The sequence below is a fragment of the Rurimicrobium arvi genome (assembly GCF_039540495.1).
GTDB lineage: Bacteria > Bacteroidota > Bacteroidia > Chitinophagales > Chitinophagaceae > Rurimicrobium > Rurimicrobium arvi.
This window is the reverse complement of the sequence record NZ_BAABEZ010000022.1, coordinates 294,999-321,191: the sequence shown is the minus strand read 5'-3', so window position 1 is coordinate 321,191 and position 26,193 is coordinate 294,999. Positions and strand designations below refer to the sequence as shown.

The 26,193-nt window shown below is 46.6% G+C and carries 22 protein-coding genes; 12 read left to right on the top strand and 10 right to left on the bottom strand.

What is annotated here, in order from left to right; translation table 11 throughout:
• The first annotated feature begins 30 nt into the window (after positions 1-30).
• Positions 31-522, top strand: coding sequence for a hypothetical protein (locus tag ABD846_RS08130; protein ID WP_344825041.1), 492 nt, complete (start codon positions 31-33; stop codon positions 520-522).
• Here ABD846_RS08130 and ABD846_RS08125 read toward each other — a convergent pair.
• Entirely contained in the window at positions 516-1,715 is a 1,200-nt protein-coding gene (locus ABD846_RS08125) for a glycosyltransferase (RefSeq protein WP_344825038.1), read from the bottom strand. The genes ABD846_RS08130 and ABD846_RS08125 overlap by 7 nt on opposite strands.
• Before the next feature lie 5 nt (positions 1,716-1,720).
• Positions 1,721-3,631 (bottom strand): asparagine synthase (glutamine-hydrolyzing), encoded by a 1,911-nt coding sequence (asnB, locus tag ABD846_RS08120; protein ID WP_344825035.1) that lies wholly within the window; start codon positions 3,629-3,631, stop codon positions 1,721-1,723.
• 48 nt (positions 3,632-3,679) lie between these two features.
• On the opposite strand from asnB, the gene ABD846_RS08115 reads away from it, so the two are divergent.
• The 4 genes from ABD846_RS08115 to ABD846_RS08100 all read left to right on the top strand — a co-directional run bounded on the left by ABD846_RS08115 (position 3,680) and on the right by ABD846_RS08100 (position 8,966).
• Positions 3,680-5,032 (top strand): hypothetical protein, encoded by a 1,353-nt coding sequence (locus ABD846_RS08115; RefSeq protein WP_344825032.1) that lies wholly within the window; start codon positions 3,680-3,682, stop codon positions 5,030-5,032.
• A 7-nt stretch (positions 5,033-5,039) separates the two neighbouring features.
• Entirely contained in the window at positions 5,040-6,377 is a 1,338-nt protein-coding gene (locus tag ABD846_RS08110; protein ID WP_344825029.1) for a hypothetical protein, read from the top strand.
• Positions 6,378-6,420: 43 nt separating this feature from the next.
• Positions 6,421-7,932, top strand: a complete 1,512-nt coding sequence (locus ABD846_RS08105; RefSeq protein ID WP_344825026.1) for a lipid II flippase MurJ — start codon at positions 6,421-6,423, stop codon at positions 7,930-7,932.
• Positions 7,933-8,048: 116 nt separating this feature from the next.
• Positions 8,049-8,966, top strand: a complete 918-nt coding sequence (locus ABD846_RS08100; RefSeq protein WP_344825023.1) for a glycosyltransferase — start codon at positions 8,049-8,051, stop codon at positions 8,964-8,966.
• A 2-nt stretch (positions 8,967-8,968) separates the two neighbouring features.
• On the opposite strand, the gene ABD846_RS08095 is transcribed toward ABD846_RS08100, so the two are convergent.
• Complete coding sequence (locus ABD846_RS08095) at positions 8,969-10,048, bottom strand: glycosyltransferase (RefSeq protein ID WP_344825020.1); 1,080 nt, start codon at positions 10,046-10,048, stop codon at positions 8,969-8,971.
• A complete protein-coding gene (gene aroQ, locus ABD846_RS08090) occupies positions 10,038-10,472 on the bottom strand; it encodes a type II 3-dehydroquinate dehydratase (RefSeq protein ID WP_344825017.1) in 435 nt (144 codons plus the stop codon). Before aroQ ends, ABD846_RS08095 begins: the two co-directional genes overlap by 11 nt.
• Positions 10,473-10,609: 137 nt before the next feature.
• On the opposite strand from aroQ, the gene rpsP reads away from it, so the two are divergent.
• Together rpsP and ABD846_RS08080 are read left to right on the top strand one after the other, a co-directional pair.
• Positions 10,610-11,128, top strand: coding sequence for a 30S ribosomal protein S16 (gene rpsP, locus ABD846_RS08085; protein WP_344825014.1), 519 nt, complete (start codon positions 10,610-10,612; stop codon positions 11,126-11,128).
• A 118-nt stretch (positions 11,129-11,246) separates the two neighbouring features.
• Positions 11,247-12,152, top strand: a complete 906-nt coding sequence (locus ABD846_RS08080) for a 3-hydroxyacyl-CoA dehydrogenase family protein (RefSeq protein WP_344825011.1) — start codon at positions 11,247-11,249, stop codon at positions 12,150-12,152.
• A gap of 50 nt (positions 12,153-12,202) precedes the next feature.
• Here ABD846_RS08080 and ABD846_RS08075 read toward each other — a convergent pair whose 3' ends face one another.
• The 3 genes from ABD846_RS08075 to ABD846_RS08065 form a co-directional block, all read right to left on the bottom strand.
• Complete coding sequence (locus ABD846_RS08075) at positions 12,203-12,727, bottom strand: hypothetical protein (protein ID WP_344825008.1); 525 nt, start codon at positions 12,725-12,727, stop codon at positions 12,203-12,205.
• Positions 12,728-12,873: 146 nt separating this feature from the next.
• The gene (locus ABD846_RS08070) at positions 12,874-13,416 is read right to left on the bottom strand and encodes a DUF420 domain-containing protein (RefSeq protein ID WP_344825005.1); all 543 of its coding nucleotides are present in this window, start codon (positions 13,414-13,416) and stop codon (positions 12,874-12,876) included.
• Positions 13,417-13,436: 20 nt separating this feature from the next.
• Positions 13,437-15,017, bottom strand: a complete 1,581-nt coding sequence (locus ABD846_RS08065; RefSeq protein WP_344825002.1) for a DUF6029 family protein — start codon at positions 15,015-15,017, stop codon at positions 13,437-13,439.
• A 100-nt stretch (positions 15,018-15,117) separates the two neighbouring features.
• Between ABD846_RS08065 and ABD846_RS08060 the strand changes: the two genes are divergently transcribed.
• Positions 15,118-15,612: a TlpA family protein disulfide reductase gene (locus ABD846_RS08060; RefSeq protein ID WP_344824999.1), complete on the top strand. Its 495-nt coding sequence runs from the start codon at positions 15,118-15,120 to the stop codon at positions 15,610-15,612.
• Between the two features lie 47 nt (positions 15,613-15,659).
• Here the strand turns inward: ABD846_RS08060 and ABD846_RS08055 are convergent, their stop codons facing one another.
• Positions 15,660-16,844, bottom strand: coding sequence for an aspartate aminotransferase family protein (locus ABD846_RS08055; RefSeq protein ID WP_344824996.1), 1,185 nt, complete (start codon positions 16,842-16,844; stop codon positions 15,660-15,662).
• 189 nt (positions 16,845-17,033) lie between these two features.
• On the opposite strand from ABD846_RS08055, the gene ABD846_RS08050 reads away from it, so the two are divergent.
• The 3 genes from ABD846_RS08050 to ABD846_RS08040 all read left to right on the top strand — a co-directional run bounded on the left by ABD846_RS08050 (position 17,034) and on the right by ABD846_RS08040 (position 22,281).
• Positions 17,034-19,859 (top strand): TonB-dependent receptor, encoded by a 2,826-nt coding sequence (locus ABD846_RS08050; RefSeq protein WP_344824993.1) that lies wholly within the window; start codon positions 17,034-17,036, stop codon positions 19,857-19,859.
• A gap of 182 nt (positions 19,860-20,041) precedes the next feature.
• Positions 20,042-21,439 carry a hypothetical protein gene (locus tag ABD846_RS08045; RefSeq protein ID WP_344824990.1) on the top strand — a complete coding sequence of 466 codons (1,398 nt, stop codon included), beginning with the start codon at positions 20,042-20,044 and terminating at the stop codon, positions 21,437-21,439.
• A gap of 92 nt (positions 21,440-21,531) precedes the next feature.
• Positions 21,532-22,281 carry a GDSL-type esterase/lipase family protein gene (locus ABD846_RS08040; RefSeq protein ID WP_344824987.1) on the top strand — a complete coding sequence of 250 codons (750 nt, stop codon included), beginning with the start codon at positions 21,532-21,534 and terminating at the stop codon, positions 22,279-22,281.
• Here ABD846_RS08040 and ABD846_RS08035 read toward each other — a convergent pair.
• Positions 22,278-24,167, bottom strand: coding sequence for a UbiD family decarboxylase (locus ABD846_RS08035; RefSeq protein WP_344824984.1), 1,890 nt, complete (start codon positions 24,165-24,167; stop codon positions 22,278-22,280). The two genes, ABD846_RS08040 and ABD846_RS08035, sit on opposite strands and share 4 nt — an antisense overlap.
• Before the next feature lie 102 nt (positions 24,168-24,269).
• Between ABD846_RS08035 and ABD846_RS08030 the strand changes: the two genes are divergently transcribed.
• Positions 24,270-24,749: a Dps family protein gene (locus tag ABD846_RS08030; protein WP_344824981.1), complete on the top strand. Its 480-nt coding sequence runs from the start codon at positions 24,270-24,272 to the stop codon at positions 24,747-24,749.
• Between the two features lie 83 nt (positions 24,750-24,832).
• Here the strand turns inward: ABD846_RS08030 and ABD846_RS08025 are convergent, their stop codons facing one another.
• Positions 24,833-26,011: an acyl-CoA dehydrogenase family protein gene (locus tag ABD846_RS08025; protein ID WP_344824978.1), complete on the bottom strand. Its 1,179-nt coding sequence runs from the start codon at positions 26,009-26,011 to the stop codon at positions 24,833-24,835.
• Positions 26,012-26,193 lie beyond the last annotated feature (182 nt).

The following is a 26,193-nucleotide window of genomic DNA, read 5'->3' as shown; positions in this document are numbered from 1 at the left end:
CGGAAACGAAAATCAGATTCCGCATTCTGTATGATGAAACCGAAATTCGCGCTGGTCGCTTTGCTGATGCTTTTTATTGCAGCATGTGGTGAACCTTATGAACGTAAAGAGGGATCTGCCTCAAAAGGGGGGCTTCCTTACCGTAAGCTCATCGGACGCTGGCGTTGCTTCTACCGGAAGACAGAAGAAAGCTCAGACAAACCCGCTTCCTACAGAATGCACGAACAGTTTTACCCCGATACAAACGGTGGCATGCTTAACCTGTATCCGGATCGCACATTCCTGCACAATATCGGGTTGCCGGAAAACCAATATGCCAAAGGCTCCATTTCCCTGTACGACAGTGTAGACCAGGAAATGGTATGGTACAGCGTACACAGTTATGCCGATTCAACGGACTCCGTGAACCGGTTTATCAATAACTACGATGTGCGTTTCGATAAAGACACACTGATCCTCATTTCTGAAAGCGACATGGGAGGCAAGCAGGAAAAGATTATATACCGGTTTGTCGCTTACTGAATCTTCGCTTTGCGCAGCAAACTGTGGTAATAGCCGCTCATATCGTTTACAAGCCGCTGATACGAGAATTTGCCATTCACCCATTCCGCACCGGAAATACCCATTTCGGTGCGTAGCATATCATTTTCCGTAAGCCGGAGCAGGGCGTCTGCAAATGCTTCTGTAGCTCCCGGCGCCACAATCAGCCCGGTTTTTCCGTCGGCCACAGCATCCCGCACCCCTCCCACATCCGTACTGACAACAGCTTTACCGGCAGCCTGCGCCTCTATCAGCGATACAGGCGTACCTTCGTTATGAGAACTGAGCGCCACAATATCCATTCCGGCGAGCACAATATCCATTTCCGTTTGCCAGGAAGTGCAAAAGGCCGTGGCAGTATCCATACTTTCCGGACAATAAGAATAGCCGATACCGGCAGCATGCCATTCGGCCTCCATCTGAGGTCTCATGTCTCCGTCTCCCACTATTACAAACCGTAACTTTTTATTGCTCAGGGCCATCAACCGCGCAGCCGCCTGTACAAAAAGAGCATGGTTTTTTACCGGTACAATTCGTCCGATAATGCCGATTGCCAGTTCGTCTTCGCGGATTTTATATTTATTGCGGAAGTGCGCACGCTTTGCTGCACGGTCTTCACGAAACCGATCCAGGTCAAGACCCAGAGGAATCACCTTTATTTTTTCGGGAGAACAGATGCGATAGACGGAACCTAACTCCTGCTTCTGCAGATCACTTATGGCAATGATACCCGACGATTTGCGGGCGAGATAACGTTCTATTTCAATAAAGGCGCGCGTCTTGGCCTTATTGAAATAGCTATGGAACACATGGCCGTGAAAGGTATGCACAATAACGGGTACATCACATGCCGCAGCAGCCAGCCGCCCGATAGCCCCGGACTTTGCAGCATGGGTATGAACGATATCCGGCTTGAAATCCCGTATGAGCTTTTTAATTTCCATATATGCCTGCCGGTCTGCACGCGGATCAATCGCTCTTTTCATTGAAGGAACTTCCACCGGATGCAGGTCCAGCCGCTCCGCAAGATGCGTGGCGTCCTGCTCATGATCATCCTTTCCACCGATCACCAGCATTGTTTCAAATTCCGGAGCCATATAGCGACTCAGGTACGTTGCATTCAACGATGGGCCTCCAATGATCAGGCGGTTCAGGATTCGTAAAACTCTCGGCATAGGCGTCAGGCAATGTATTTTTTCCACCAGTACTGGAAGACGATCAATGCCCAGACGGTGGCATGGCTGTCTTCAGGATTATTACTGATGAGTTTCTTTTTGAGTGATTCCGTAGCGGTAACGTCGAAAATTCCTTGTTCCGCCACGAACGATTTACGGAGCAGATCTTCGTCGATCATACTCCATAGTTCCTTACGGAACCAGTCCAGCAAAGGTATTTCAAAACCGTGTTTGGGACGATTATATAATTCCTCCGGCAACATATCCCGGAATGCATCCTGCACGATTTTTTTCTTCATTTGCGCATCCACCTTGTAAGAAGAGGGTAGGGTGAATGCAAAGTCGACCACTTCTTTCGCAAGAAACGGACTGCGCACCTCGAGACTATTGGCCATACTCATCATATCTACTTTCACGAGCATGTCGTTCAGCAATACCAGTTGTACGTCTGTCAGCAGCACTTCATTGAAATCATCTGTACGCAGGCCCGCAAGCAATTCACGTCTGATCTCCGAAGAGCGTACCTGAGCAGCCTTACTGAGTGTCTGATCCTTAAAATAAGCGGCTGCTTCTTCCGGACTGCAGAATGTCGCCCATTTCCAGTAACGATCGGGAACCGACAATTTGGCGCCGGATGCAAACCGGTGCAATTGACGGAATTTGTTTGTCCATTTATTATTACGGCTATGCGGTAATGCCGCCCATAACGGACCTCCCGCTTTCACCAGCTCCCGTGCCAGGGAAGCCTGCCGCATTTTCCATTCCGCAGCATGCTTGTTGTAGCCCGAGAAAACCTCATCAGCACCATCACCGCTTAGGGCAACGGTTACGTGTTTTCGGGTATAGTGACTTAATATATATACAGGTATTGCTGATGAATCGGCAAAGGGTTCGTCGATGTAATCCAGCATTCCGTCCAGATGTTCGAGGAAGTCGTTGTTGGATAAAGAAAATACATGGTGATTGGTTTTGTATCTTTTTGCAACGAGCAGGGCATAGCTTGTTTCATCGAAAAAAGCATTGTCTTTATAGCCGACCGAAAATGTATTGAGCTTTTCGGTGTAGCGGCTGGCCAATGCGACGATTACGGAAGAGTCTATACCACCGCTGAGAAATGCTCCGATCGGCACATCGGAGATCATCCGTTCCTTTACGGAAGCGTCCATGCGCTTCACGAGTTCGGCTCCTGCTTCTTCGTAACTGTAAAGATTATAGCAATCCGGGCGGATCGCTGTACGGTAATAGGTCTCCAGCGAAGCAACTCCTTTCGCATTTACATGCATCACCTGTCCCGGCATCAGTTTTTTTACGCCGCGGATCATGCTGCAGGGCTGCGGTACGTAATTCAGTTGCAGGTACAGATGCAGCACCGACATGTCGATCTCCCGCGGTACATCCCATTCCAGCAAAGCTTTCATTTCAGATGCGAATGCGAGTCCGTCGGCAGTATCATAATAGAGCAACGGTTTTTTACCAAAGGGATCGCGCGCGATCAGCATTTCGCCGCTTTGCGTATCATAAAACGAAAACGCAAAAAAACCATGCAGCCAGCCAAGACACTGTTTACCATATGTAATCAGCAAAGCCAGCAAGACTTCCGTATCGGAATGGGTGCGAAAAAGCCCGTAGGAAGCCTTATAATCATCCAGGTGCCGATCGGCTAATTCCCGGAAATTGAAAATTTCCCCGTTGAAAACGATCACGTACCTGCCGGAAGGGTCCCACATAGGCTGTGATGCGCCTCCTGAAGTGTCAATAATAGACAGGCGACGATGACCCAGAGCCACGTTCCCGGATACCACTACATTTCCAGTGTCCGGCCCCCGTCTTTCCAATTTTTGGTTCGATTGCTGTACATTTGCTAGCGTGTGAGCCGTAGCATTTGAAAAAGAGTAATAGCCGGTAATGCCGCACATGAAGAATCCGAGAATTTACAAACACTTTAAAGACGAAGCGTAAAAGGCATGCAATTTATAACAATACTGGATTATATCCTTCTGCCGACTTACCTGTTGCTTATTTTAGTGTTTGCCAACCAGTTCAGAAACCGGCATTATCCTCCCGGCCACCCCTGGCGTAAGTATTTCCTGCCCGGATTGGGATTAAAACTGTTCGGGGCCATTCTGATCGGTATGATCTATCAGTATAATTACGGGGGAGGAGATACTGCGGCTTATTATTTCCAGTCGCTCGTAGTCGATGAAGCGATCATGACCGATCCTTTCAACGGATTTAAATTACTGCTGCATATTCCCGATATGTATTCCACCGATTATCAGCAATATATTTCGAGGATGGAATGGTATTTCGGTGCGAACATGTATATCGTAATCGCGTTGGCGGCGTTCTTTAATCTGTTTACGTTTTCCTCGTTTATTGCCACATCCATGTTGTTTGCCGTGCTCAGCTTTACCGGAGTATGGGCACTGTTCCGCACATTTGCGCAACAATATCCGGAATATCTGCGCCAGGTGGCGATCGCGGTAATGTTCATTCCGAGTTGTTATGTATGGAGTTCCGGGATCTTTAAGGACACGCTGTGTATGTTCGGAATGGGCTGGCTCATCTATTGTGTTTTCCAGCTGCTGGTGCAAAAAAACTTTTCATTCAGTAACATATTCCTGCTGATGATGTCGTTTATCCTGGTGGCTATTGTGAAGGTGTACATCATTCTCGCCCTCGGACCCTCGATCTTTATGTGGCTTACGTTCGTTTACACCAATGGAATCAAAAACACGGCGTATCGTGCCTTCGCAAAAATCTCCCTGCTGCTGATCAGCGTGTCGGCAGTTTATTTGCTGTTGCAGTTTTTTGAAGATAAACTGGGGAGTTATGCCCTGGATAATATTGCGAAAACAGCCGAAACGACGCGCTTGTATGTATTGGAGCAATCCGAGATATACCATGGATCCGGATATGACCTTGGTACAATCGACGGAAGTGCAAAAGGATTTATACGGGTTTTTCCCAAGGCGCTGACCATTGCTTTATACGGTCCCTTTATATGGGAGGCCCGTAAAGTGATCGTATTAATGAGCTCGCTCGAGGCAATGATATTCCTGTATCTTTCACTGAAATTGCTTTTTGTTGTAGGCCCCCGAACCATAGTGCGTACCATTTCTCGGGATCCGAATATCCAGTTTTTTGTGGTGTTTACGATCATATTCGGATTTGCGGTCGGATTGGTTTCAGGCAACTATGGCTCTCTCTCAAGATATCGTGTTCCATGTCTGCCGCTGTTCGGCATGGCTATAGTGCTGATCTATTACCGTTCGGGCAAGGCCACAAAACCATTATCATCATTTCTGAAAATATAAGTTCCGCATGCAATTTATTACCTGGCTGGATTATGCTTTGCTACCTATTTATGTTGGGTTGGTAATAGCTTTGGGTGTGGTGGTACGCAATCGTCTTTACCCGGCAGGACATCCCTGGCGCAGATATTTTATGTGGGGGCTCTCGGTGAAGATCGCAGGCGCATTGCTGATAGGCCTGATCTATCAGTATTACTACGCCGGGGGAGACACTTCTTACTATTTCTATCACTCTCAGGTGATCAATGAATCTTTTTCGGAGTCTTTCCAGAAGTGGATCAATTTATTGTTTCATATTCCTAACTCCTATGACGGAGAGTATTTTAACTATATCTCCCGCATGGAATGGTACAATGATAAAAGCTCCTACATAGTCTGCTGTATCACCGCGTTCCTTTCCGGGATCTCGTTCAATACCTATTTACCTACTTCTGTACTTTTTGCTGCGCTTTCGTTCAGCGGTATATGGGCAATGTTTCTCACGTTTGTGCGGCAGTATCCCGGCTTTCAGAAACATATCGCCACCGCAACGCTGTTTATTCCCTCCTGTCTGCTCTGGGGTTCCGGTATCTTCAAGGATACAATCTGTATGTTTGCGCTGGGCTGGATGCTCTATTCGGTTTTCCAGCTGCTGATAGAGCGGAATATGTCTCTGGCGAATATTACAATGCTGTTACTCAGCTTTTACCTGCTGGCGCTCGTGAAGATCTACATTCTTATTTCGTTTTTACCGGCCGTAGCGTTGTGGATTCTGTTCTATTATTCACATAAAATACGTCCTTCCGTATTGCGCTTCTCGGCTAAATTCGTGATCCTGGGAATGGCGCTGGCCCTGTTCGCATTTGCCTACTCCTATTACGGTTCTTATCTCGGACGTTATTCACTGAATAATATTGCCAAAACATCACTGGTTACAAGAGAATGGATCGCATACTCTTCAGGTGATCAGGGATCGTCGTATGATCTCGGTGCTTTCAGCCCGGATATTGTGGGTTTGTTGTCCAAATTTCCGCAGGCGGTGAATGTAACGTTGTTCCGGCCTTACTTATGGGAAGCGGGTAAACCACTTGTTTTTTTAAGTGCTTTGGAGGCGCTGATATTTTTTTACATTACACTCAAAATTCTGTTTACAGTCGGTCCTGTACTTATCTGGCGAACAATTTCGTCAGATCCGAATATCCAGTTCTGTCTCTTATTTTCAATCATATTCGCATTTTCGGTGGGTGTCTCCACGTATAATTTCGGCGCGTTATCCCGGTATAAAATCCCCTGCCTGCCCCTGTATGCGGTGGCGCTGATCCTGATATACTATAAAAACAAACCGCTTTCCAGGAAGCTTCTTTTCTGACAGGCGTATGCGGCCTCCTTCATCCATATTGCAATCCCCGCGCATGCTTACATTACTGTATGCATGCATGCAATTGCTGAAGGCAGTGCTCACCTTATGCCTTGTACTGCTATCCGCATCCATGTTCGGCGCAGGTGTACAAAGGGAAGCCTGGGTGATCGGCTGGGGAGCACAGATGTGGTTGTTTAAACTGTTCTTTACTCCGCTCAATGAAACATTCCGCGCCAGGTTTCTGCAACTGCGTAACGAGCAGGGAGCTGCGTTTGCGCTGGCCTCAACCAGAAGTCTGCTGCTGTTTGTCAGTATTGTTGCAATAGCGTCGGTCATATTTATCGTATGCTGTTCCGGGACGTTCATGCAATTCATTGCACCGGGATATTTCCGGCGCGCCGATCAGGAGCAGATCCGTCTGATGACCCTGTACCTGGCCCCCGTGCTGCTTATCAGCGAATGGACCAGCCTGCTTACCGCTTTACTGAATTGTTACCGCTCATTTTACCTGCCGGAATTACTGTCGCTATTTACAATTGTACTCAATATACTCCTGCTGTGGATCGCGGGCGACCTGCTTGGCGTGTATGCATTTGTATGGGCAAATTACATAAGCCTGATCCTGTTACTGCTGCTGTTATTGCGGCAGGTTGCGCGTTTGGGCCTGTTTGACAAAACTCCACCCGTCGCACAGCATGTTTCCGTAAAACCATTTCTGCTTTTTACGGCGCCACTTTACGGCTCGGCTCTGGCTGCCCAGTTCAATGTTTGGTCGGAAAGGCGGATGCTGAGCTACCTGAGAATGGGGAGTAATGCTGCGCTGGATTACGCGAGGAAATTCACCGATGCGCCGGTAATATTAATCGTGTCGCTTGCAACGGCGGTGGTCGCGCCCTTGTTATCCACGCTTTTATCCCGCTCCGGCATTACCGGAAAGGCATTTAAGAAGGAATGTTATCTGTTTATGCGCAGCTGTCTGCTGGTGCTTGCCCCGGTAATATTTGTATGTACATACGGCGCTCCGGAACTTGTCTCTTCGTTTTTATTACATGGAAAATTCGAGCAATACTGGGCGCCGGATCTTATCAGCGCGCTTCAGTGGTTTGCAGCAGGACTCCCCGGTACGGTATTATGTGTGATCATGGGCCAGGTGTTACTGCTGCAAAAAAGATCCGGTATATATGCTGCAATTGCTGCCGTATCACAGTTATTGCCGGTTGTAGCCAACTATTACCTGTTCCGCGAAAAAGGTATCCCTGTTTTTGCGTGCACGTGGTCTGTTGCGCAATACATTATGGGATTTTCCTTACTGATTGCCGCAGGCCTTTCTGAGAGAAAGTTATTGCTCAGGCTTCTCAGTGTCGCATTGCTTTGTATCTGCTCGGCGCTGGCAGCTGCAGCTGTAACAACGCTGGCCCGGATAGAATCGCCGGTTTTCAGGCTTGCTTTTATGGCATTTTCTCATTCGCTCCTGATTTTGTCAGCACTTTTTCTGCTGCGCTTTGAAGAAGCGGGTGTGCTAAAGCTGCTATTGCGGAAAGTCAGAATTCGTTCCGGGAAATAACCGGTGTATCGCAAACGCAGGCACAGGTAGTTATTTAGCGTGTTTTAATTGGGATCATTGCGTAAAATAGTTTTCTTTGCAGGCGTATAAATGCTGCACTGCATTAAAAGCCGTTCATGTACAATATATCGGTAGTCATTCCCACTTACAACCGCCCCCGTTTACTCAACAGGGCCATACGTTCGGTTTTTCGTCAGAAAAGCCCGCAATTGACCATTGAAGTGGTGGTGATCGACGACTGCTCACTGGAGAAAGTGGATCTGTCTGAATTCAAATGGGATAATGTAGTGTACAAAAGACTGGTGCGCAATATCGGTCCGCAGGAAGCACGCAACGAAGGTATCGCGCTGGCAAGCGGTGACTGGATACTGATGCTCGATGATGATGACGAATTCCTGGACGGTTCGGTTTTGCAGGCACTTGAAAAGGCGACAAATATCCCGGACAAGGAACGGTATCCTGTTTTCTTCTTCGCAACCAGCAACGGGCATGTGCCTTCCGATTTTCAGATGATCAGCGCACGGGAGATAATGGACGAAACATTGCATGGAGATTTTACCCCGGTGATCCAGCGAAAACTGTTTACCCAGCAACTGCTGCGTTACCTGGACTATCCTGAAATTGTAGGGGTGGGCTGCGAACACCTGACCTGGTTGTATATCAGCTCACGTTTTCAGATTCCGGCTTTTGATTTCCACCTGGTAAAAGTAAATGCGGATGCTCCGTTCCGGCTTACATCATACAAGAATTTTATCAAAAATTCGCTGAAGTTTGCATTGCAGCAGGATATTACGATCGACTTTGTCAAACAGCATAATCTTGACTATATCTATCCGGATTACCTGAATAAAAAGTATCTCGGCTCCGCTATTTATTACCTTGTTTCGGGGAAAAGAGTGCTCTGCCGCGAGCGGCTTTCAGTAGTAAGGGGCTATAAACGGCTGGCGACTTTTGTTGTAGGCACATTGAGTCATATGCCGATCCCTTTGTCGAAATTCTTTTTCAGAATGCACAAAATGCGCATCAGCAAATAGGCTTAACTGAATAATCCGAGGAAAGCTTCGGATTGAGATGAAATGCTGTATCCGGCCACCATTTTAGCTCTTCCTGATTCGCCCATACGCTTCCTCAAAGATGCATCCGTAATCAGCTGCTTCAAAGACAGATACCACCGGTCATCATCATCAGCCAGGAAGCCATTGATTCCATCTTCCACAATGAGCTTGTTCACACCTACCGAATTTGCAACGGCAGGAATACCCAGCGACAGATACTGAATCAGCTTGAAGCCGCATTTGCCTTCACTCCAGGCATCATGCACCAGGGGCATCACGCCCACATCAATTTTCAGCAGGTCCTCGATTTCCGTTTGCTCGTTCCAGGGACAGAATTGCCAGTCGCTCAGCGGCAGATCAGGCTTTTTATCCGCAATTACAAGGAAGTCTATATCACATTCTTTTTGCAGCCTTTGTATCACCGGCATAAGCGGTTCCAGGAATTTCAGGGTGGAATGACTGCCTGTCCATCCCACCACCACACGGCCTTCCTGATGTTGCTTTATCCTGTTGTAACGCGTTTCCGTGTTCACGACTGTAGGAATGCGTGTGGCCGGTGTTTTTCGGCCGGAATGTTCGGCATAGTTCACAAGAAAATCATTCCCTGCCGACACACGGTGTGCCCAGCGGCATATGGGACGTATTTTCCAGAAACATTTAAGTCGTGAAGCAATTTTATTTTGTGCTGAAGTATTGGGAATCCAGATCGCGTCGTCGAAATCGAAAATATATTTCTTGCGCAGGATCCGCGCCAGTATGTATTCAAAAACGGGTGGTCCGAGCGGGGCCGCCTCCCGGTGTATAAATATGTAATCGTACCGGAATGACCCGAACAATACAAGCGCGGCACGGCGCAGGAAACCTCTGGCGATACCAAGCGCTTTCTGTACGTGATGCCCCGGCTGGTATAATATTTTCCAGTCGTCCTCCGAAAGAAAGGTGGATAACTCATACTCAAATTTTCCGTCCAGCAGGAAAAGGAGATTTTCTACACGGAAACGCTGAGAAGGCGCTTTATGCAAAGGGTAGGGCAGCAGGAAAAGGATTTTTTTACGATGCATCTTCTCCCGCGTTTATAAAATATGCCAAAGCCAGTTTATAGCCGTACATACCCAAACCGGATATGCTGCCGATACATTTGGATGCTATATAAGAAGTCTTCCGGTATTCTTCCCGCGCAAACACATTGGAAAGATGCAATTCGATACAGGGTATTGCAACAGCGCTGATGGCATCTGCAAGCGCTATACTCGTATGCGTATAGGCACCTGCATTCAGAATAATTCCTTGAGTATTACCGATGCAACTGTGCAGGAAATCGATTAAGGCACCTTCTATATTGCTCTGAAAATAAACTATTTCCACATCCGGATGAGCGCTGCGAAGCGTTGACAGTAACGTATCGAAATCTGTTCTGCCGTATATTTGCGGCTCGCGCGAACCCGTGAGATTCAGGTTGGGGCCGTTCACAATCGCAATCTTCATGTATCGTTAAAGGTGGAATTCAGGGCAAGTTACTGATTGCATTCGTTTTTGGAATAAAATATTTGGCAATAACGGAATATTATACCTAACTTCGCGTTCCAATTCATTTTTTTTACACTAACTAAATAATTTCTATTATGTCAGTTAACATTCGCCTTCAGCGCCACGGGTCTAAGAAAAGACCGTTTTATTTCATCGTTGTTGCAAACAGCGTTTCTCCGCGTGATGGCCGTTTCATCGAGAAACTCGGTACCTACAATCCGCTGACCGTTCCGGCTACAATTTTCCTGGATCGTGAGCGTTCTTTGTACTGGTTGGAGAATGGAGCTCAACCAACAAACACTTGCAGAAATATCCTCTCTTATAAAGGTGTATTGTATCTGCGTCACCTGAAACGCGGTGTTTCCCTCGGCTTGTTCGACGAAAGCGCAGTTCAGGACAAATTTGACAAATGGATTGCTGAGCATGAAACTACTGTTGCTAAACGCCAGGAGGCTCATCGCAAGCATAAATCCGACAAGCGTCATGCAATTTCCGCTGAATCAGTACGTAAAGTGGAAGAGAAAAATGCAGCCAAGGTAGCTGCTGCAACCGCAGAAACGGTAAACAGCGAAGAAAGTGCTTCTGAAGCTCCAGCTGAGCAAACAGAAGGCTAATCGCCAGAAATGTTCAAAAACGATTGAAAAGCGGTGGAAAGATTTCTGCCGCTTTTTTTATTTCTAACACTTACATACCCTACATTTGCGACACTCAAAAAAGCATTAAATCACAAAAATGAACAGCATCAAAAACATTACGGTTGTTGGCAGCGGTACAATGGGCAATGGTATTGCACACGTGTTCGCACAGGCCGGATTCAATGTAAGTCTGATGGATATCCGTCAGGACGCACTCGATAAAGCCGTGGCAACCATAGGTAAAAATATGGACCGCCAGATTGCTAAAGGAGCGCTTACCGAAGAAGCAAAAGCTGCAGCACTCGGAAATATCACCACGTTTACAGAAATGGCCAATGCGGTGGTTGATGCCGATCTGATCGTTGAAGCAGCTACTGAAAACATCGATCTGAAAGTAAAAATTTTTCAGCAACTTGATGAACTGGCTCCGGCGAAAACAATCCTCGCTTCCAATACTTCTTCCATTTCGCTTACACGCATCGCATCGCATACCAAACGTCCCGGTAAGGTAATAGGCATGCACTTTATGAATCCTGTACCCGTAATGCGTCTGGTGGAAATCATCAACGGCTATGCCACCGACCAGGAAGTAACGGATGTGATCCGCGAACTGACAACTTTCATTAATAAGGTTCCCTGCGTGGTGAATGATTTCCCCGGCTTTATTTCCAACCGTATTCTGATGCCCCTGATCAATGAAGCTATTCTTGCATTGCAGGAAGGTGTTGCAGATGTTCAGGATATCGATACCATTATGAAACTTGGCATGGCTCATCCGATGGGGCCCTTGCAACTTGCAGACTTTATTGGCCTGGATACCTGCTTCAGCATCATGAACGTGCTGCACATGGGTTTCGGCAATCAGAAATATGCTCCCGCCACTTTGCTCGCTAATATGGTTCAGGCCGGATATCTGGGTGTAAAAAGCGGAGAAGGTTTCTATAAATATACTCCCGGAAGCAAAGAAATGGTGGTTAGTGACCGCTTCAGACAGCGCCGCTAAATCAATTCCGGATAAAACGAAAAAGAACAGCACAACTGCTGTTCTTTTTTTTACTCTTCAATAAGACTGTACTTGACTAGCCTGCCTTTACTGTCGTATTTACACAGCAGATAGCCTGTATAGAAAGCCGCAAGATCCCCTATGGATTTAAAACGGAACGAGACATACGTGTTTTCGCTATCCTGCATCACATCCGATACAGCGACCTTTATGTCATAATGCTGTGCATTCGTCAGCGCATTGCTGTCGGCAAGCTCCTGAACGTTCATCTTTGCCGGAAAGCCCGCAGCAACAGGAATAACGCCATCCTCTGTCTGAGCAAATTGCTTATCTCTTTTATCGGTGAAAAAAAGCAGATCTGCAAGGTCCGGCGACTGATGGGTATCATAGAAAAATATCTGGGTATTGCCGTTCTTCTTAAAGGCACTGAGAATTTTACTGTCGTCCACCCGGCAGTGGCGAACACAGTTCACAAAAAATCTTTTACTGTTTGCGACCGGGTCTGTTGCGGATTGCGCATGCGATACACCGGAAGCAAGAATGGCCAGAAAAAATAAGCGTATTTGTTTTTTCATCTATGCTATACATTTTAAAGTTTACAGATATGGATATTTCGGATGCCAACAAATTTACTCTTTTTAAAGAGCAATCAAAATACCCTTATGTGAAATAAAAAAAGCTCCCCGGGAACGGAGAGCTTTATGTTAATGAATAACAGTGATTATGTGTAATAAGGAGAGATCAACAGGTAAACCAGCACTCCGGTAATGCTTACGTACAACCAAAGCGGGAAGGTGTATTTCGCAAGCTTGCGATGCGCCCCGAATTCCGCAGTCAGTCCGCGGTAAGCGGTAAACAGGATGAAGGGCAGAATAATAGCTGCAAGCGGAATGTGTGTCAACAGAATAAAATAATAGATGCTTTTCAACGCTCCGTCGCCGCCATATTTTGTCTCTCCGTTAAACAGGTGATGTGCAATATAGCTCAGCAAAAAAAGCACAGATAACAACATAGCCGCAAGCATGATATTTTTATGCCGCTCATAGTTTTTCTGCTTTACGGCAACAAAAGCCCACACCAGCAAAACGGAAACGATGCTGTTGATGATCGCATTTGCCGTAGCGAACAGGTGCGGATTGAAGCCCAGATCCACCTCAAGCTTGATTTTACTCAATAACACAACTGCGGCAAAAACTACAAAAGATACGGTCAGGATCAGCAGCCGGGCAGTTTTATCATTCTTCTTTAAAGATGCCTGAATCATTTTACCGGAATAAATTGGGATTAGAAACTGGTTGTGATTGTTCCGCGCACACCGCTGAACGCAGGCTCGTATCGGCAGACACCACCGGTACAGTTGATACCTGCCACCTGCTTCACGTAAGCGAGAGAGAAACGATGCGGTCCTTTGGTATAAGCGGCGAATATGTTGTAATAATGCAGCTTGTCGTAACCTGCAGTAGGTTTGATGTTATACATGTCGGACAATGCAAAGGACCATTTCGGTGCAATGGTGTATTCCACAAGACCATACAACCAGCTTCCCATATCCTGTTTGGTGCTCTGATATTCCCATTCCGTACGGATCGCGTGATTCTCATTGATACGGTAAGTCACCTCCGCAAATGGTGTGATTGAGAACATGTAAGGCAGGTTTTCGGTACGATACACCTGGAGATTGTATTCCATATACTGCACACCGCCACCCAGTATCCATTTCTTAAATCCGCGGTATTCACCGTCTATGTAAAGTTCACGGTAAAGACTTTCGCCGGTGAGCTTATTTGTGTGCGTGTAGTTGATATTGATGTTATAATCATCGCTCGGTGCAATGAACATATCTGCTTTGTAAGCCATTTCCGATGCATCCTGAGAAGCCGGAGTGTAGCGCGCCAGCAGACGGTGCGGACGGATCACCGCTACCACAGGTTGCCAGTTTACCATACCGTTCAGCAGGGTCAGTGACGGAGACGTACGCATCACGAAATTGTCCGTGCGTTTAGCGGTAAGGTTTACGGCGATTCCTTTACGTGCCCAGCCTAATGTAGAGTACAACGTGGTTCCGCTGGAGTTCTTCAATGCACCATTTACGCGGATTGCTTCGTCAGTCTTATAAGCTGCTTCTGCATACCAGGAAAGATTTTCATACGTGAGTGTATTGTATGCAGTGAATGCATACATGTTGTATTTGGGAATAAAACGATTCGCAACGGGAGCGACGTTTATTTCGCTTACGAGTTCGTCGATTGCCGTCTGATCCAACGTTCTGTTCAATGCTGCAGCTCCCGGTGTCAGATGTACTTTTCCGACGTTGAAATCGCCTTCCACATTTATAGCTTTGAATACAGGTGCGTATAAAGCACCCACATTAGCCCTGTTGTCTTTTTGTTGTCCGGCCAGCCCTTTGATAAATATATTATCGGTAATGCGGTATTTTGCAGATAAGCCTACAAGCGCATTATCGATCAGCAGACCGCGGTCTTCATAAGACCGGAAAAGAATTCCGCTGCCGATCTGATCATAGATATAGCCGGCTGTGATAGACAGGTCGTTAAAGTCTTTGGTTAAATTAAACGCACCGATACCAAAAGCGGTAACAGGACTGGTAAGGTTTTTCAGGTTCGAGTTCTGAAAAGCGTCTACCCGCAGGAAGCCCGTAAAGCCGTTTTGCGTGTAACGCAGACTCAGCCAGCCTTCTCCTCCGCTCTTATACTTGTCGTAAAGTGGATTGTTTGCCGGTATGATCTTATCATCCGGTTGAAAGAAGTTAATATTGGTCATCAAATCACCACTGAGGTGACCGCCTTGCGCCTTCGCTCCCGAAATTGCTGCAAAGAACAGCGCCGGTAACAGAATCTTCTTCATTAAGGTTATGTTAATGTATCGAAAAAATTTGGACGAAATTAGGCTCGTTATGTAACATTAACAACTTATTTTTGTCAGAATACGGAAAAACAAAAGAACAATGAAAAAAATGATTGCCTTGGGCCTGAGCCTTTTTGCATCCGCACAAATCTTTGCACAGTCAGAGCTTCCGAATACGACCATAAAGGACGTGAACTCCGGTAAAAAAGTTGCGTTCAACCAAACCTTCGAAAAAGGTAAAGTAACAGTGGTAAGTTTCTGGGCTACCTGGTGTGTTCCCTGCAAAAAGGAAATCAACAACGTGCGCCGGAAAATGACGGATTGGAAAAAAGAAACGGACTTTAATTACATGACCGTTTCTATTGACGAAGCACGTGCGGAAGGTATGGTGCGCAGCTATGCCAAATCTCAGGGCTGGGATTTCCCTTATTTCCAGGATGCGAATTCCGACCTGAAACGTTCTCTGAATTTTCAGAATGTACCGTTCACAATGATTGTGGATAAAACAGGTAAAGTAGCCTGGATGCACACAGGATATGAAGAGGGTGGTGAGAACGAGCTTTACGAAAAAGTAAAAGAACTTTCCAAGATGTAATGCTTGTCTGATGATACTGAAGAGTGGCCGTAATGGCCACTCTTTTTTTATGCAAGTTCACCTATACATTGCAGGAGTATCGCGCATGCTTCGCGTATATCCGCTTCTGATATGGTGAGCGGAGGGGCAATGCGGATACAGTTATCCGCAAAAAGAAACCAATCGGAAAATACACCCAGATGCATCGCGGATTTTAATACACGCAGCACAGCAGCATTGTCGGGCAGCTCAATGGCCATGAGCAATCCGCAACTGCGGACCTCAACTATTGCACGATGTTGCAGCAGCTCATGGAAAAGCTGTTCTTTCTCTCGTACCTTTTGCGCAAGCTGCTCTCTTTCAAGTACCTCAAGTGCCGCGAGGCCTGCTGCGCAGCAAACAGGGTGTCCGCCGAATGTGGTCATATGTCCGAGAACGGGCTGAAACGTAAAATGGTCCATCAGTTTCCGAGAAGTGACCAGCGCGCCCATAGGCATGCCGCCTCCCAGCGCTTTGCCGAGCAGTATCATATCAGGAACAATACCGTATTGTTCAAATCCCCACATAGTACCTGTCCGGCCAAAACCCGTCTGGATTTCATCCATTATCAGCAGTACACCATGCGTGTCACACCGCTCACGTAGTTGTTGCAGCCATGCTTTGTGCGGCGCGCGGATACCGGCCTCCGACTGAACCGTTTCGATAAGAACGCACGATACCTGACCGTTTACTGCATCCAGAAATTCGTCTGAACCATACTCATAATGAAACACACCCGGTAAGAGCGGGCGGTACGCATTTCTCCAGTATTCACTGCCCATAACGCTCAGCGCGCCGAGCGTGTGCCCGTGATAACTGTTGTGTGCAGCTAAAACGTGCGGTCGGGCAGTAACGCGCCTGGCCAGCTTTAATGCCGCTTCGCATGCCTCGGCTCCGGAATTGGTAAAGTAAACGCTTTCAAAAGACTCAGGAAGCAAGCCCGTAATTTTACGCGCAAAAGCCAGCTGAGGCGTCTGTATCAGCTCGCCATAGACCATCACATGCAGGTATTGTTCCGACTGAGCCTGAATTGCCCGGACAACATCGGGATGACAATGCCCGACATTACACACACTGATACCGCCGATCAGGTCGATATAACGTTTACCATCAGCGTCGAACAGGTAATTTCCATGCGCCGAAGTGATGTGAAGCGCAACGGGTTCGGGGGAGGTCTGGGCCAGGAATTGCTGGAATTGTTGTCGGGTATTCATGCTTGCTCCAAAGATAAAACGAATGCATGATCCTTCGCGGAAATAGGCAGTAACAATAAAATATTGAAAAGATAACCCTGCAAAAAATCTGATAATCAATACAATAAAAGCAGGTAACAATTCGGTAATATTTCATTTACCGTTTGGTAACACTGCCCTGGCACCTTTGCGCAAAATTAATCAAATACTATGCGCGCTACCTTTACACTAATGTTATTCCTCGGCTTTATATCCAATGCGATAGCCCAGGGTACATTAAAAGGAAAAATTACTGACGAAAAAACCGGAGAAGCACTTGTCGGTGTTACGGTTATGATTCCTTCTCTGACGAACGTTGCAGAATTCTCAGATGAAGACGGAGCATTTGAAATGAAAGTCCCGCAGGGAACTTACGCTGTTCAGGTGCGTTACATGGGTTACACGACTAAAGAAGTGGCCGATGTGAAAATAGAGAACGGAACGGTTACGCCGTTGAATGTGGCTATCAAACAGGAAAACAAAATCAATACGCTTAAAGATGTGGTGATCCGTTCCACGGTAAAAAAAGAGTCCCTGAACGCTCTGTACATCGCTCAGAAAAATTCTGCTTCTGTAAGCGACGGTATCTCTGCCGAAGCTATCAAAAAGTCTCCGGATAAAAGTACTGGAGAAGTGCTGAAACGCGTAAGCGGAACAACGATACAAGATAACAAATTTGTGATCATCCGCGGTTTGTCCGACCGTTATAACACAGGACTGATCGACAACGCATTCCTGCCAAGTACGGAAGCGAACAGAAAAGCGTTTTCTTTCGATATCATTCCTTCTTCCCTTATTGATAACATCATCATCTCAAAATCCGGAACGCCGGATTTGCCCGGTGATTTCGCAGGGGGTGTGATCAATATCCTTACGAAGGAAATTCCGGACAAAAATTTCAATTCCATTTCTATCGGAGGCTCTTACAATACTGTCTCCACGTTCAAGCAATTCCAGACTGGATATAAATCTCCTACGGATATCCTGGGCTTTGATAACGGATCCCGTAAATTACCTGCGTCTATTCCTTCCTCATCTCAACTGGCTGGTATCAATGTTACAGAAGCAGACGGCATCAAATACCTCAATGCACTGAACAACAATTTCAATGTAACCAATCGTAAAGCGCTTCCTGCTTCATCTTTGCAGGCAAGCATGGGCCGCTTGTACAATATGAAAAATAATCAGCGTATCGGATTAACAGCGGCAGTGAACTATGGTCATAATGAATTTGCCAAAAGGGATGTGGAGCGTATCTACGGAAACGTAAACTTCCGTGACAACAGCTATGTTTATAATACCACTATCGGTGCACTTGCTAACGTTGCATATTCGAATGCATCCACGAAGATCGCCTTCAAAAACCTGTACAACCGTACTTTCGATGATACGTACCTGTACCGTGAAGGAACTGATGCATCTTCTTCAAACAACGTGAAATACTACGCGTTCGATCTGATCCAGAAAGCGATGTTTAAGACTTCTCTGGAAGGAGACCACAGTCTCGGTGGAGATGCTCAGAAAAAACTGAATTGGGTAGTAAGCTACAACAATGTAACAAACAGTCAGCCTAACCAGAGAAAAGTACAATACAACAGCAAAATCGGCACCGATGACGCCTATGAAGCTTATATCGGATCACTGTCAAAAGCCAATAACCGTCTGTTCGGAAACCTGAATGAATCTATCGTGAATGCAGGCGTGAATTATGCTATGCCTTACAAACTGAACTTCCTGTATAAAAGCAACCTGAAAGTCGGAGTACTCGGATTATACCGCAAGCGCGACTTCCAGAATCGTTATCTGGGGGTAGGACAGAATCCTTTATATGCAGGCGATACGAAGCCGATACTGACACAGAGCATCGAAAATTTATATTCTTCCCAGAACATCAATTCAGGTTTGTTCACGTTCCAGGACGGAACAGGTCTGGGCGATAAATATGATGCAACCGTATTCCTGAAATCAGCATATGCTTCTTCAGACAACAGGATCACTCCAAACCTGCGTGTGGTGTGGGGTGTGCGTTTCGAATCTTACGATCTGAATCTGAATTCTCTCGGCATCAGTCCTTCAGGAAATGTTCACCCGGTATGGAACGATGTGCTTCCATCGCTTAACTCAAGCTACGCGCTGAGTGAGAAATCCAACCTGCGCTTTTCTTATTTCCGCAGCGTGGCGCGTCCCGAACTGCGTGAAGTTGCTCCGATGTCTTTTTACGACTACGAGCTGAATATGAATATTACCGGTAACGAGAATGTTACACGCAGCCGCATCAATAATCTGGATCTGCGTTATGAAGTATTCCCGAATCCGGGCGAGGTAATCTCTGCTTCCGTATTCTACAAAGGATTCGATAAAACAATCGAAAACCGTTTCTATGGTACCGGAAGCTCTGCCGACATTCAGACAACCAACTTCGGTAAAGCGCAGAATGTTGGCGCTGAGTTCGAGATCCGCAAATCACTCGACTTCATCTCGAAGAATAATGTTTTCAAAAACATCACTTTCTATACCAACCTTTCGCTGGTAAAATCAACAGTAAACTTGGGTGACTCGACAAACAAACGTTACCTGGATAAAGACGAATATGCGCGCAGCAGCCGTGCTATGGCCGGACAATCACCTTACGTGATCAACGCAAGCCTTAACTACACTTCTCCTTCAGGAAAATTCGGGTTCAGCGTGTTGTATAACCGTATCGGACAACGTATCTACATCGTAGGTGGTGAAGGCCAGTTTGGCGATGTGTACGAGCGCTCCAGAAACGTACTCGATGGTCAAATTTCCTATAATGTAGGTAAACGCAGCGAATTCCGACTGAATGTAAAAGACATCCTGAATGCGCAGTACCTGTTCTATTACGATCAGAACGCCAACAAAAAATGGGATGATCACAGTTTCACGGGAGCAACAATTGACCCTTACAAAGATTACATCTTCCAACGATTCCGTCTCGGTCAGACATTTTCTCTTACGTATACTTATCGCTTCTAAATTTTTCGAACGATTCATTTTCAGCGTAAAGCTCTTCTTACGGAAGAGCTTTACGCATTTAATGACTGCTTTGCCGAAACACTCTCCTGTAAAGCGTTTGCTACAATTAATATTCAGATAATGTACGCGTAACAGTGCCGTAATATTGGCCGGATACTTTTGCATCAAACTTCAAAAAAACAATGAAAAAGTATTTATTAGTATTCGGTGCAGCCACCCTTTTGTTAGCTTCTTGTGGTAAAGATGATAACAAAACAACTACTCCCCCAACAACTACAGATTCCACTACGGTAACTCTGTCAGGAGACATCACTACCAATACTACTTTAAGCGCAGACAAAAAATATTTGCTGAAAGGATTCGTGTACGTTAAAAGCGGCGCAACACTGACAATCCCTGCAGGTACTATCATTATGGGTGATAAAGCTTCCAAAGGAACGCTGGTAATCACACGCGGTGGTAAAATCGACGCTCAGGGAACTGCTTCCAAACCAATTATCTTTACTTCTTCTCAGGCATCAGGTGCACGCAGCCAGGGCGACTGGGGTGGTGTGATCCTGCTCGGAAAAGCTCCGATCAACCCTACAGGCGGTACTGCTAAAATCGAAGGTGGTCTGACGCCAACTTCAGGCGGTACTGAAACAGATTATATCTGGTACGGCGGTAGCGATGCAAATGACAACTCCGGTACTATGAAATATGTACGTATCGAGTTCGCCGGTATCGCTTACTCTCCAGACAACGAAATCAACGGTCTGACTATGGGTGGTGTAGGTGCAGGAACAACCCTCAGCTATATCCAGGTGTACCGTTCCGGTGACGATGCGTTTGAGTGGTTTGGCGGTACTGTGAAAGCAGATCACCTTGTAGCAAGCTATGCATGGGATGACGATTTCGATACTGACTTCGGTTTCTCCGGTAAAATCCAGTTCTGTCTTTCTCAGCGCGCAAAAACAGTTGCCGACGTTTCCGGTTCTAACGGATTCGAATCTGACAACGACGCAAATGGTAGCACGAACAGTCCTCAGACAAGAGCCATCTTCGCAAACATGACCATCGTAGGTCCGGTTGCAAGCGGAAGCTCCACTTCAGGTATCAACGCAAACTTCCAGAATGGTGCACAGATCCGTCGTAACTCTTCTCAGAGCATTTATAACTCTCTGCTGATCGGTTTCCCTATCGGACTTTATATCGACGATACAAAAGGTACAGCAACTTCTACAAATGCTGACGGTGGTTCTCTGAACTTCAAAGGAAATATCATCGCAGGTTGTGCCACTCCGTTTAAATTCACTTCAAGCTGGACAAACGCTAATACCTGGTTTACTGCTACCGGTACTACAGTTTCTGCTAACGTTGAAGATGTAATGATGCAGGATCCTTATAAATATACACCTGCACTGTCTGCAACTACAGGTACTCCTAACTTCCTGCTGAAATCCGGTTCACCTGCCCTCACCGGTGCCGTATCCGTAAACAGCCTCGGCCTTCAGGATGTTAGCTATCGTGGTGCATTCGACGGATCAAATGATTGGACTGCCGGTTGGACTAACTGGGCTCCTGAAACTACCAATTACTAATCTGCGCATAGTTTTAGTTTGGTTAAGTAAAAAGCTGCCTTTTGTAAGGCAGCTTTTTTATTGTGTATATTTGACAGCTATACAATTTAAAATTGCGTTCTTCCGTAAAAATACTCTGGGTTATCTCGCTTATTCTGGCGGGTATCTTTATCGCTGTTCAGCTGGTACGTTATCAGCCGGCCGAACTCATTGTTTCCGTACAGCAGTTTCCTCCGCCCGATACTTCCGTTCCAAGACCATACAACTATACCGATAACGATAAGTATATCGAGCAATGTGATTTCTTCAGCCTGTTCGGCTCATCCCGCGCAAGTATTGTGATGCTTGGTGATTCACACACCTATCGTATGTACTGGAACGAACTGTTGCAGCGTACGGATGTGCTGAACCGCGGTATCGGGTCCGACATCAGTGAAGGGTATCTGAACCGCCTGCAGTTTGTGTTCCGTGCGCAGCCGCGGATCTGCTTTCTTCAGGGTGGCGGGAATGATATAGGGCATCATGTACCGCCGGACACGATCATCGCAAACTATCGTAAAATAGTTCAGGAGCTGCGCCGGCATCAGATCAAGCCTGTGCTCACCGGTCTGTTCCTTGCGGCTAAGTCGTTCAGATGGTCGGATTCGGTAGCATACAATGAGCAGGTGATTTCGCTCAACAAGCGGTTCGCGGCGCTCGCACAGCAGGAGTCGCTGACATTGATAGATATCAACCCGATCATTTCCAAAGACGGATTTTTACAGGATATTTTTGCACAGCCCGACGGGGTCCATCTGAACGGTGCCGCTTACCTGATCTGGAAAAAAGAAATCGAATCGGTGCTTCGCAGCGAAGGATTTTAGCGCTTATGCTTTTTATACCATTCGTAAACACTGCCTCCGGGTTGCCATAATCTGTCTATACGTTTTTCCACTTCCGGATCAACAACCAGCGCAGGTGCATGATGCGGCTTTATGCGTGCGTCGATGATCAGCGGGCCATGGCATCCCCAGTGTTTATGTTCTGTAAACGCACCCACGCCATAGATGTCATGCGAGGGGTTACAGCGGGTAAAACTTACCCACAGGAAATTATTCAGTGTTGCTGACGTGAATGCGGCATCGTCGCAGACAACGATCAGCGCAATATTATGAAGCGTCCCGCGTTCTTTATCCCATTTCGACGCCATATTGTTTATCTGATGGGCAGCATCATTGTAGGAAATAAAACTGCCGGTTGATACGGCTATTACACCCGGGATTATACTTCGGGCATCTTTCACCGCCGGAGTGTTTTGTATAACAGAAGGCACGTCGGAACCAAGCTCCCGGACAGGGTCTCCATAAGCGGCAAATACCACTTTACTTCCGGTGTTCAAACCGGTTCCGGAATAGTCCAACGTATCGATCGTTGTCTTTGTGTAGAAATGCACATCGCGCTTCCAGTCGATACGCGACAATACAAAATGAAAATAAGCGGCAATATCATGCGTATTCACCGATTCATTTTGCTGTGCGGCGGTAATGAACAGGAATTTTGCCAGACTCAACTGGCCGGTACCCAGTACGTGGTTCGCAATTGTGAGTAATTCGGCTGGCTGTAGTGTGGGAGCATAAGGTGTATAACGTTCGCTCCCGATAGCAAGCAGTAAAGGATGCACACCGGCTGCGTCTACGGCATTCACCTCTTTTAAGCCCGGTATTTCCACTTTGAGCGCACTTCCGCTTATTTCATGAATCAGGGCGCCGAAACTGGTATCCTCCTGCGGAGGACGGCCAACCACTGTGAACGGCCATATGGCATCCTTGCGTGCAAATACTTTGTGCACGCGCATTACCGGGAAAGGGTGGGTGAGACTGTAATAGCCGAGATGGTCTCCAAACGGTCCTTCAGGCTTTGTTTCTTCCGGATATACTGTACCGGTGATCACAAAGTCGGCATCTGTACTTACACAAAATCCGTCAATATAGGTATAGCGGAATCTGCGCCCGCCGAGTAAGCCGGCAAACGTCATCTCGCTGATGCCTTCAGGCAGGGGCATTACTGCTGCAAGCGTATGGGCAGGAGGTCCACCGACAAAACAGCTCACCTTCAAAGGCTGATTACGCAAACGTGCTTTCGTCTGATGTACACCGATACCCCGGTGCAACTGATAATGCAAACCGATTTCCTTATCCGGAACATAATCATTGCCCGACAACTGGATACGGTACATGCCTAAATTGGCCTGCATGATACCCGGATGATCCACATCTTCAGAATATACCTGGGGAAGGGTGACGAAAGCGCCTCCGTCCATCTGCCAATGCTTTATTTGCGGCAGATCGCTGATGGATATTTCTTCGTATACAACAGGTTTACGCAGCGGATTTTTAAGCGGTAACGCATGCAATGCAGCTTTCGCAGCGCCGATATGCGCGAACGGTCTTTTAATGGCTTCGGCAGGATTATTTTTCAAATGAATAATATGCTGCACATCCTTTAAGGTGTCGCGGAACAGGAATTTACTGCGTTCCAGGCTGCCGAAAAGATTGCTTGCGGCACGGAACCTCGACCCTTTTACATTTTCAAAAAGCAGGGCAGGACCCTGTTCTGCATAAATACGCAGATGGATTGCCGCCATCTCCAGGTTGGGATCAACTGCTTCTTTTATCCTGAGTAAATGACCATGTTTTTCCAGGTCATTCAGACATGCTTCAAGTGAAGAATAAGCCATAGGATCACGAAGATAGCCCAAGTTTGCCGCCATCACAATTACAAAAAGCTATTAATTGCTAAGAGATTATTAAGGTGTCCGGTCGTTTATAAAAAGAAGTACCTTTAGTTATCAACTTCAACACAAAAACCAATTATGAGTAATCTGAACGCAATCGGCCTGGACAATAAAAAAGCGCAAAAGCTTGCCGATAAACTGAATGACCTGCTGGCCAATTATTCCATCTTCTATCAGAATGTACGTGGTTACCACTGGAACATCAAAGGCGAAAAGTTCTTTGAATTGCACGTGAAATTTGAGGAACTGTACAACGATCTGCTGCTGAAAATAGATGAGATCGCCGAACGCATTCTCACGCTCGGGCATGCACCGGCACATAATTATTCGGGCTACAAAAAGGCTTCTACAATTACGGAAAGTTCGCAGGTCTCTGATGGTATCAAAGCAGTAGGCGACATCCTGAATTCTTTTAAAGTGATCATTTCCTTACAACGCGAACTGCTGGAGTTATCTTCGGACACCAATGACGAAGGAACCAATGCACTGATGAGCGATTATATACGCGCACAGGAAAAAATGGTATGGATGTACTCCGCTTTCCTCAATAAAAAATAGCGACAGCATTCCTGTAAAATCGCTGAAACAAAAAAGGCAGATCGTCAATCTCGATCTGCCTTTTCTTATCTTTAGTTGTACGACTATTTAAAAGCATTGATGCCTGTAACATCCATGCCTGTGATCAGCAAATGAATATCATGAGTACCCTCGTAAGTAACTACTGACTCGAGGTTCATCATGTGACGCATAATACTGTATTCACCGGTGATACCCATTCCGCCATGCATCTGGCGTGCTTCACGTGCAATCTGCAAAGCAATTTCACAGCTGTTGCGTTTGGCCATGCTCACCTGCTGCGGAGTTGCCTTACCTTCATTCATCAGTGTGCCGAGGCGCCAAACCAGCAATTGTCCTTTCGTGATTTCAGTGATCATCTCTGCAAGCTTTTTCTGCTGCAGCTGGAAACCTCCGATAGGTTTGCCGAACTGACTGCGTTGCAGAGAATAACGCAGTGCGCTGTCGTAACAGTCCATAGCCGCACCAAGTGCACCCCACGCAATACCGTAGCGCGCTTTGGTAAGACAGCCTAAAGGACCTTTTAATCCTTTTACATTAGGTAAGATATTTTCTTTCGGCACTTTAACATTGTCGAACACCAGCTCCCCGGTACAGCTTGCACGCAGGCTCCATTTGCCATGGATTTCGGGAGTGGTAAATCCTTCCATGCCGCGCTCCACAACGAGTCCGCGAATTTCTCCCTGCTCATCTTTTGCCCATACTACTGCTATCTGCGCAAAAGGGGCATTGGAAATCCACATTTTTGCACCGTTCAGGATTACGTGATCACCGGCATCTTTGATATTGGTGATCATACTTCCGGGATCGCTCCCGCTATCCGGCTCTGTAAGGCCGAAACAGCCGAGCCATTCGCCCGAAGCGAGCTTAGGCAGGTATTTCTTTCTTTGCTCTTCGTTACCGTAAGCGTAGATAGGATACATTACCAGACTTCCCTGAACGCTGGCCGTGCTGCGCATACCGCTGTCGCTGCGCTCAATTTCCTGCATCATCAGACCGTAACTGATGTAGTCAAGTCCGCCGCCGCCATATTCCACGGGGATTGTAGGGCCAAAAACACCTAATTCTCCCATCTGAGGTACCAGATGTTTCGGAAACTCACAATCCTGAGCCCATTGCTCAATATTCGGACTTACTTCTTTTTTAATCCAGGCACGAACAGTATCGCGGATCAGTTTGTGTTCATCTGTCAGTAAATCGTCAATTTTATAGTAATCCGGGTGGGTAAAAAGGTCCTGAGCCATATTTATTGTTAAAGTTGTTTTTCTAATGCCCGCAAAGGTAGCATTTTTGGATATCACAATATACATTTGTATTTGGATTTCGGACAGCCCCTTCCAGCTCCGGACGCAGCAGGTTTTCGGATTAAGATTTTTATCACTTTGAGCAGTATATCATCTATTGAACTGCATTTTTGTTAATCCTG

Coding starts and splice junctions, on each gene's coding strand:
- ABD846_RS08070 (WP_344825005.1), bottom strand. CDS start 13,416: ATGATTCAGGCATCTTTAAAGAAGAATGATAAAACTGCCCGGCTGCTG.
- ABD846_RS08100 (WP_344825023.1), top strand. CDS start 8,049: ATGTACAATATATCGGTAGTCATTCCCACTTACAACCGCCCCCGTTTA.
- ABD846_RS08130 (WP_344825041.1), top strand. CDS start 31: ATGATGAAACCGAAATTCGCGCTGGTCGCTTTGCTGATGCTTTTTATT.
- ABD846_RS08050 (WP_344824993.1), top strand. CDS start 17,034: ATGCGCGCTACCTTTACACTAATGTTATTCCTCGGCTTTATATCCAAT.
- aroQ (WP_344825017.1), bottom strand. CDS start 10,472: ATGAAGATTGCGATTGTGAACGGCCCCAACCTGAATCTCACGGGTTCG.
- ABD846_RS08045 (WP_344824990.1), top strand. CDS start 20,042: ATGAAAAAGTATTTATTAGTATTCGGTGCAGCCACCCTTTTGTTAGCT.
- asnB (WP_344825035.1), bottom strand. CDS start 3,631: ATGTGCGGCATTACCGGCTATTACTCTTTTTCAAATGCTACGGCTCAC.
- ABD846_RS08065 (WP_344825002.1), bottom strand. CDS start 15,017: ATGAAGAAGATTCTGTTACCGGCGCTGTTCTTTGCAGCAATTTCGGGA.
- ABD846_RS08080 (WP_344825011.1), top strand. CDS start 11,247: ATGAACAGCATCAAAAACATTACGGTTGTTGGCAGCGGTACAATGGGC.
- ABD846_RS08030 (WP_344824981.1), top strand. CDS start 24,270: ATGAGTAATCTGAACGCAATCGGCCTGGACAATAAAAAAGCGCAAAAG.
- rpsP (WP_344825014.1), top strand. CDS start 10,610: ATGTCAGTTAACATTCGCCTTCAGCGCCACGGGTCTAAGAAAAGACCG.
- ABD846_RS08105 (WP_344825026.1), top strand. CDS start 6,421: ATGCTTACATTACTGTATGCATGCATGCAATTGCTGAAGGCAGTGCTC.
- ABD846_RS08035 (WP_344824984.1), bottom strand. CDS start 24,167: ATGGCGGCAAACTTGGGCTATCTTCGTGATCCTATGGCTTATTCTTCA.
- ABD846_RS08060 (WP_344824999.1), top strand. CDS start 15,118: ATGAAAAAAATGATTGCCTTGGGCCTGAGCCTTTTTGCATCCGCACAA.
- ABD846_RS08125 (WP_344825038.1), bottom strand. CDS start 1,715: ATGCCGAGAGTTTTACGAATCCTGAACCGCCTGATCATTGGAGGCCCA.
- ABD846_RS08110 (WP_344825029.1), top strand. CDS start 5,040: ATGCAATTTATTACCTGGCTGGATTATGCTTTGCTACCTATTTATGTT.
- ABD846_RS08095 (WP_344825020.1), bottom strand. CDS start 10,048: ATGCATCGTAAAAAAATCCTTTTCCTGCTGCCCTACCCTTTGCATAAA.
- ABD846_RS08025 (WP_344824978.1), bottom strand. CDS start 26,011: ATGGCTCAGGACCTTTTTACCCACCCGGATTACTATAAAATTGACGAT.
- ABD846_RS08115 (WP_344825032.1), top strand. CDS start 3,680: ATGCAATTTATAACAATACTGGATTATATCCTTCTGCCGACTTACCTG.
- ABD846_RS08055 (WP_344824996.1), bottom strand. CDS start 16,844: ATGAATACCCGACAACAATTCCAGCAATTCCTGGCCCAGACCTCCCCC.
- ABD846_RS08075 (WP_344825008.1), bottom strand. CDS start 12,727: ATGAAAAAACAAATACGCTTATTTTTTCTGGCCATTCTTGCTTCCGGT.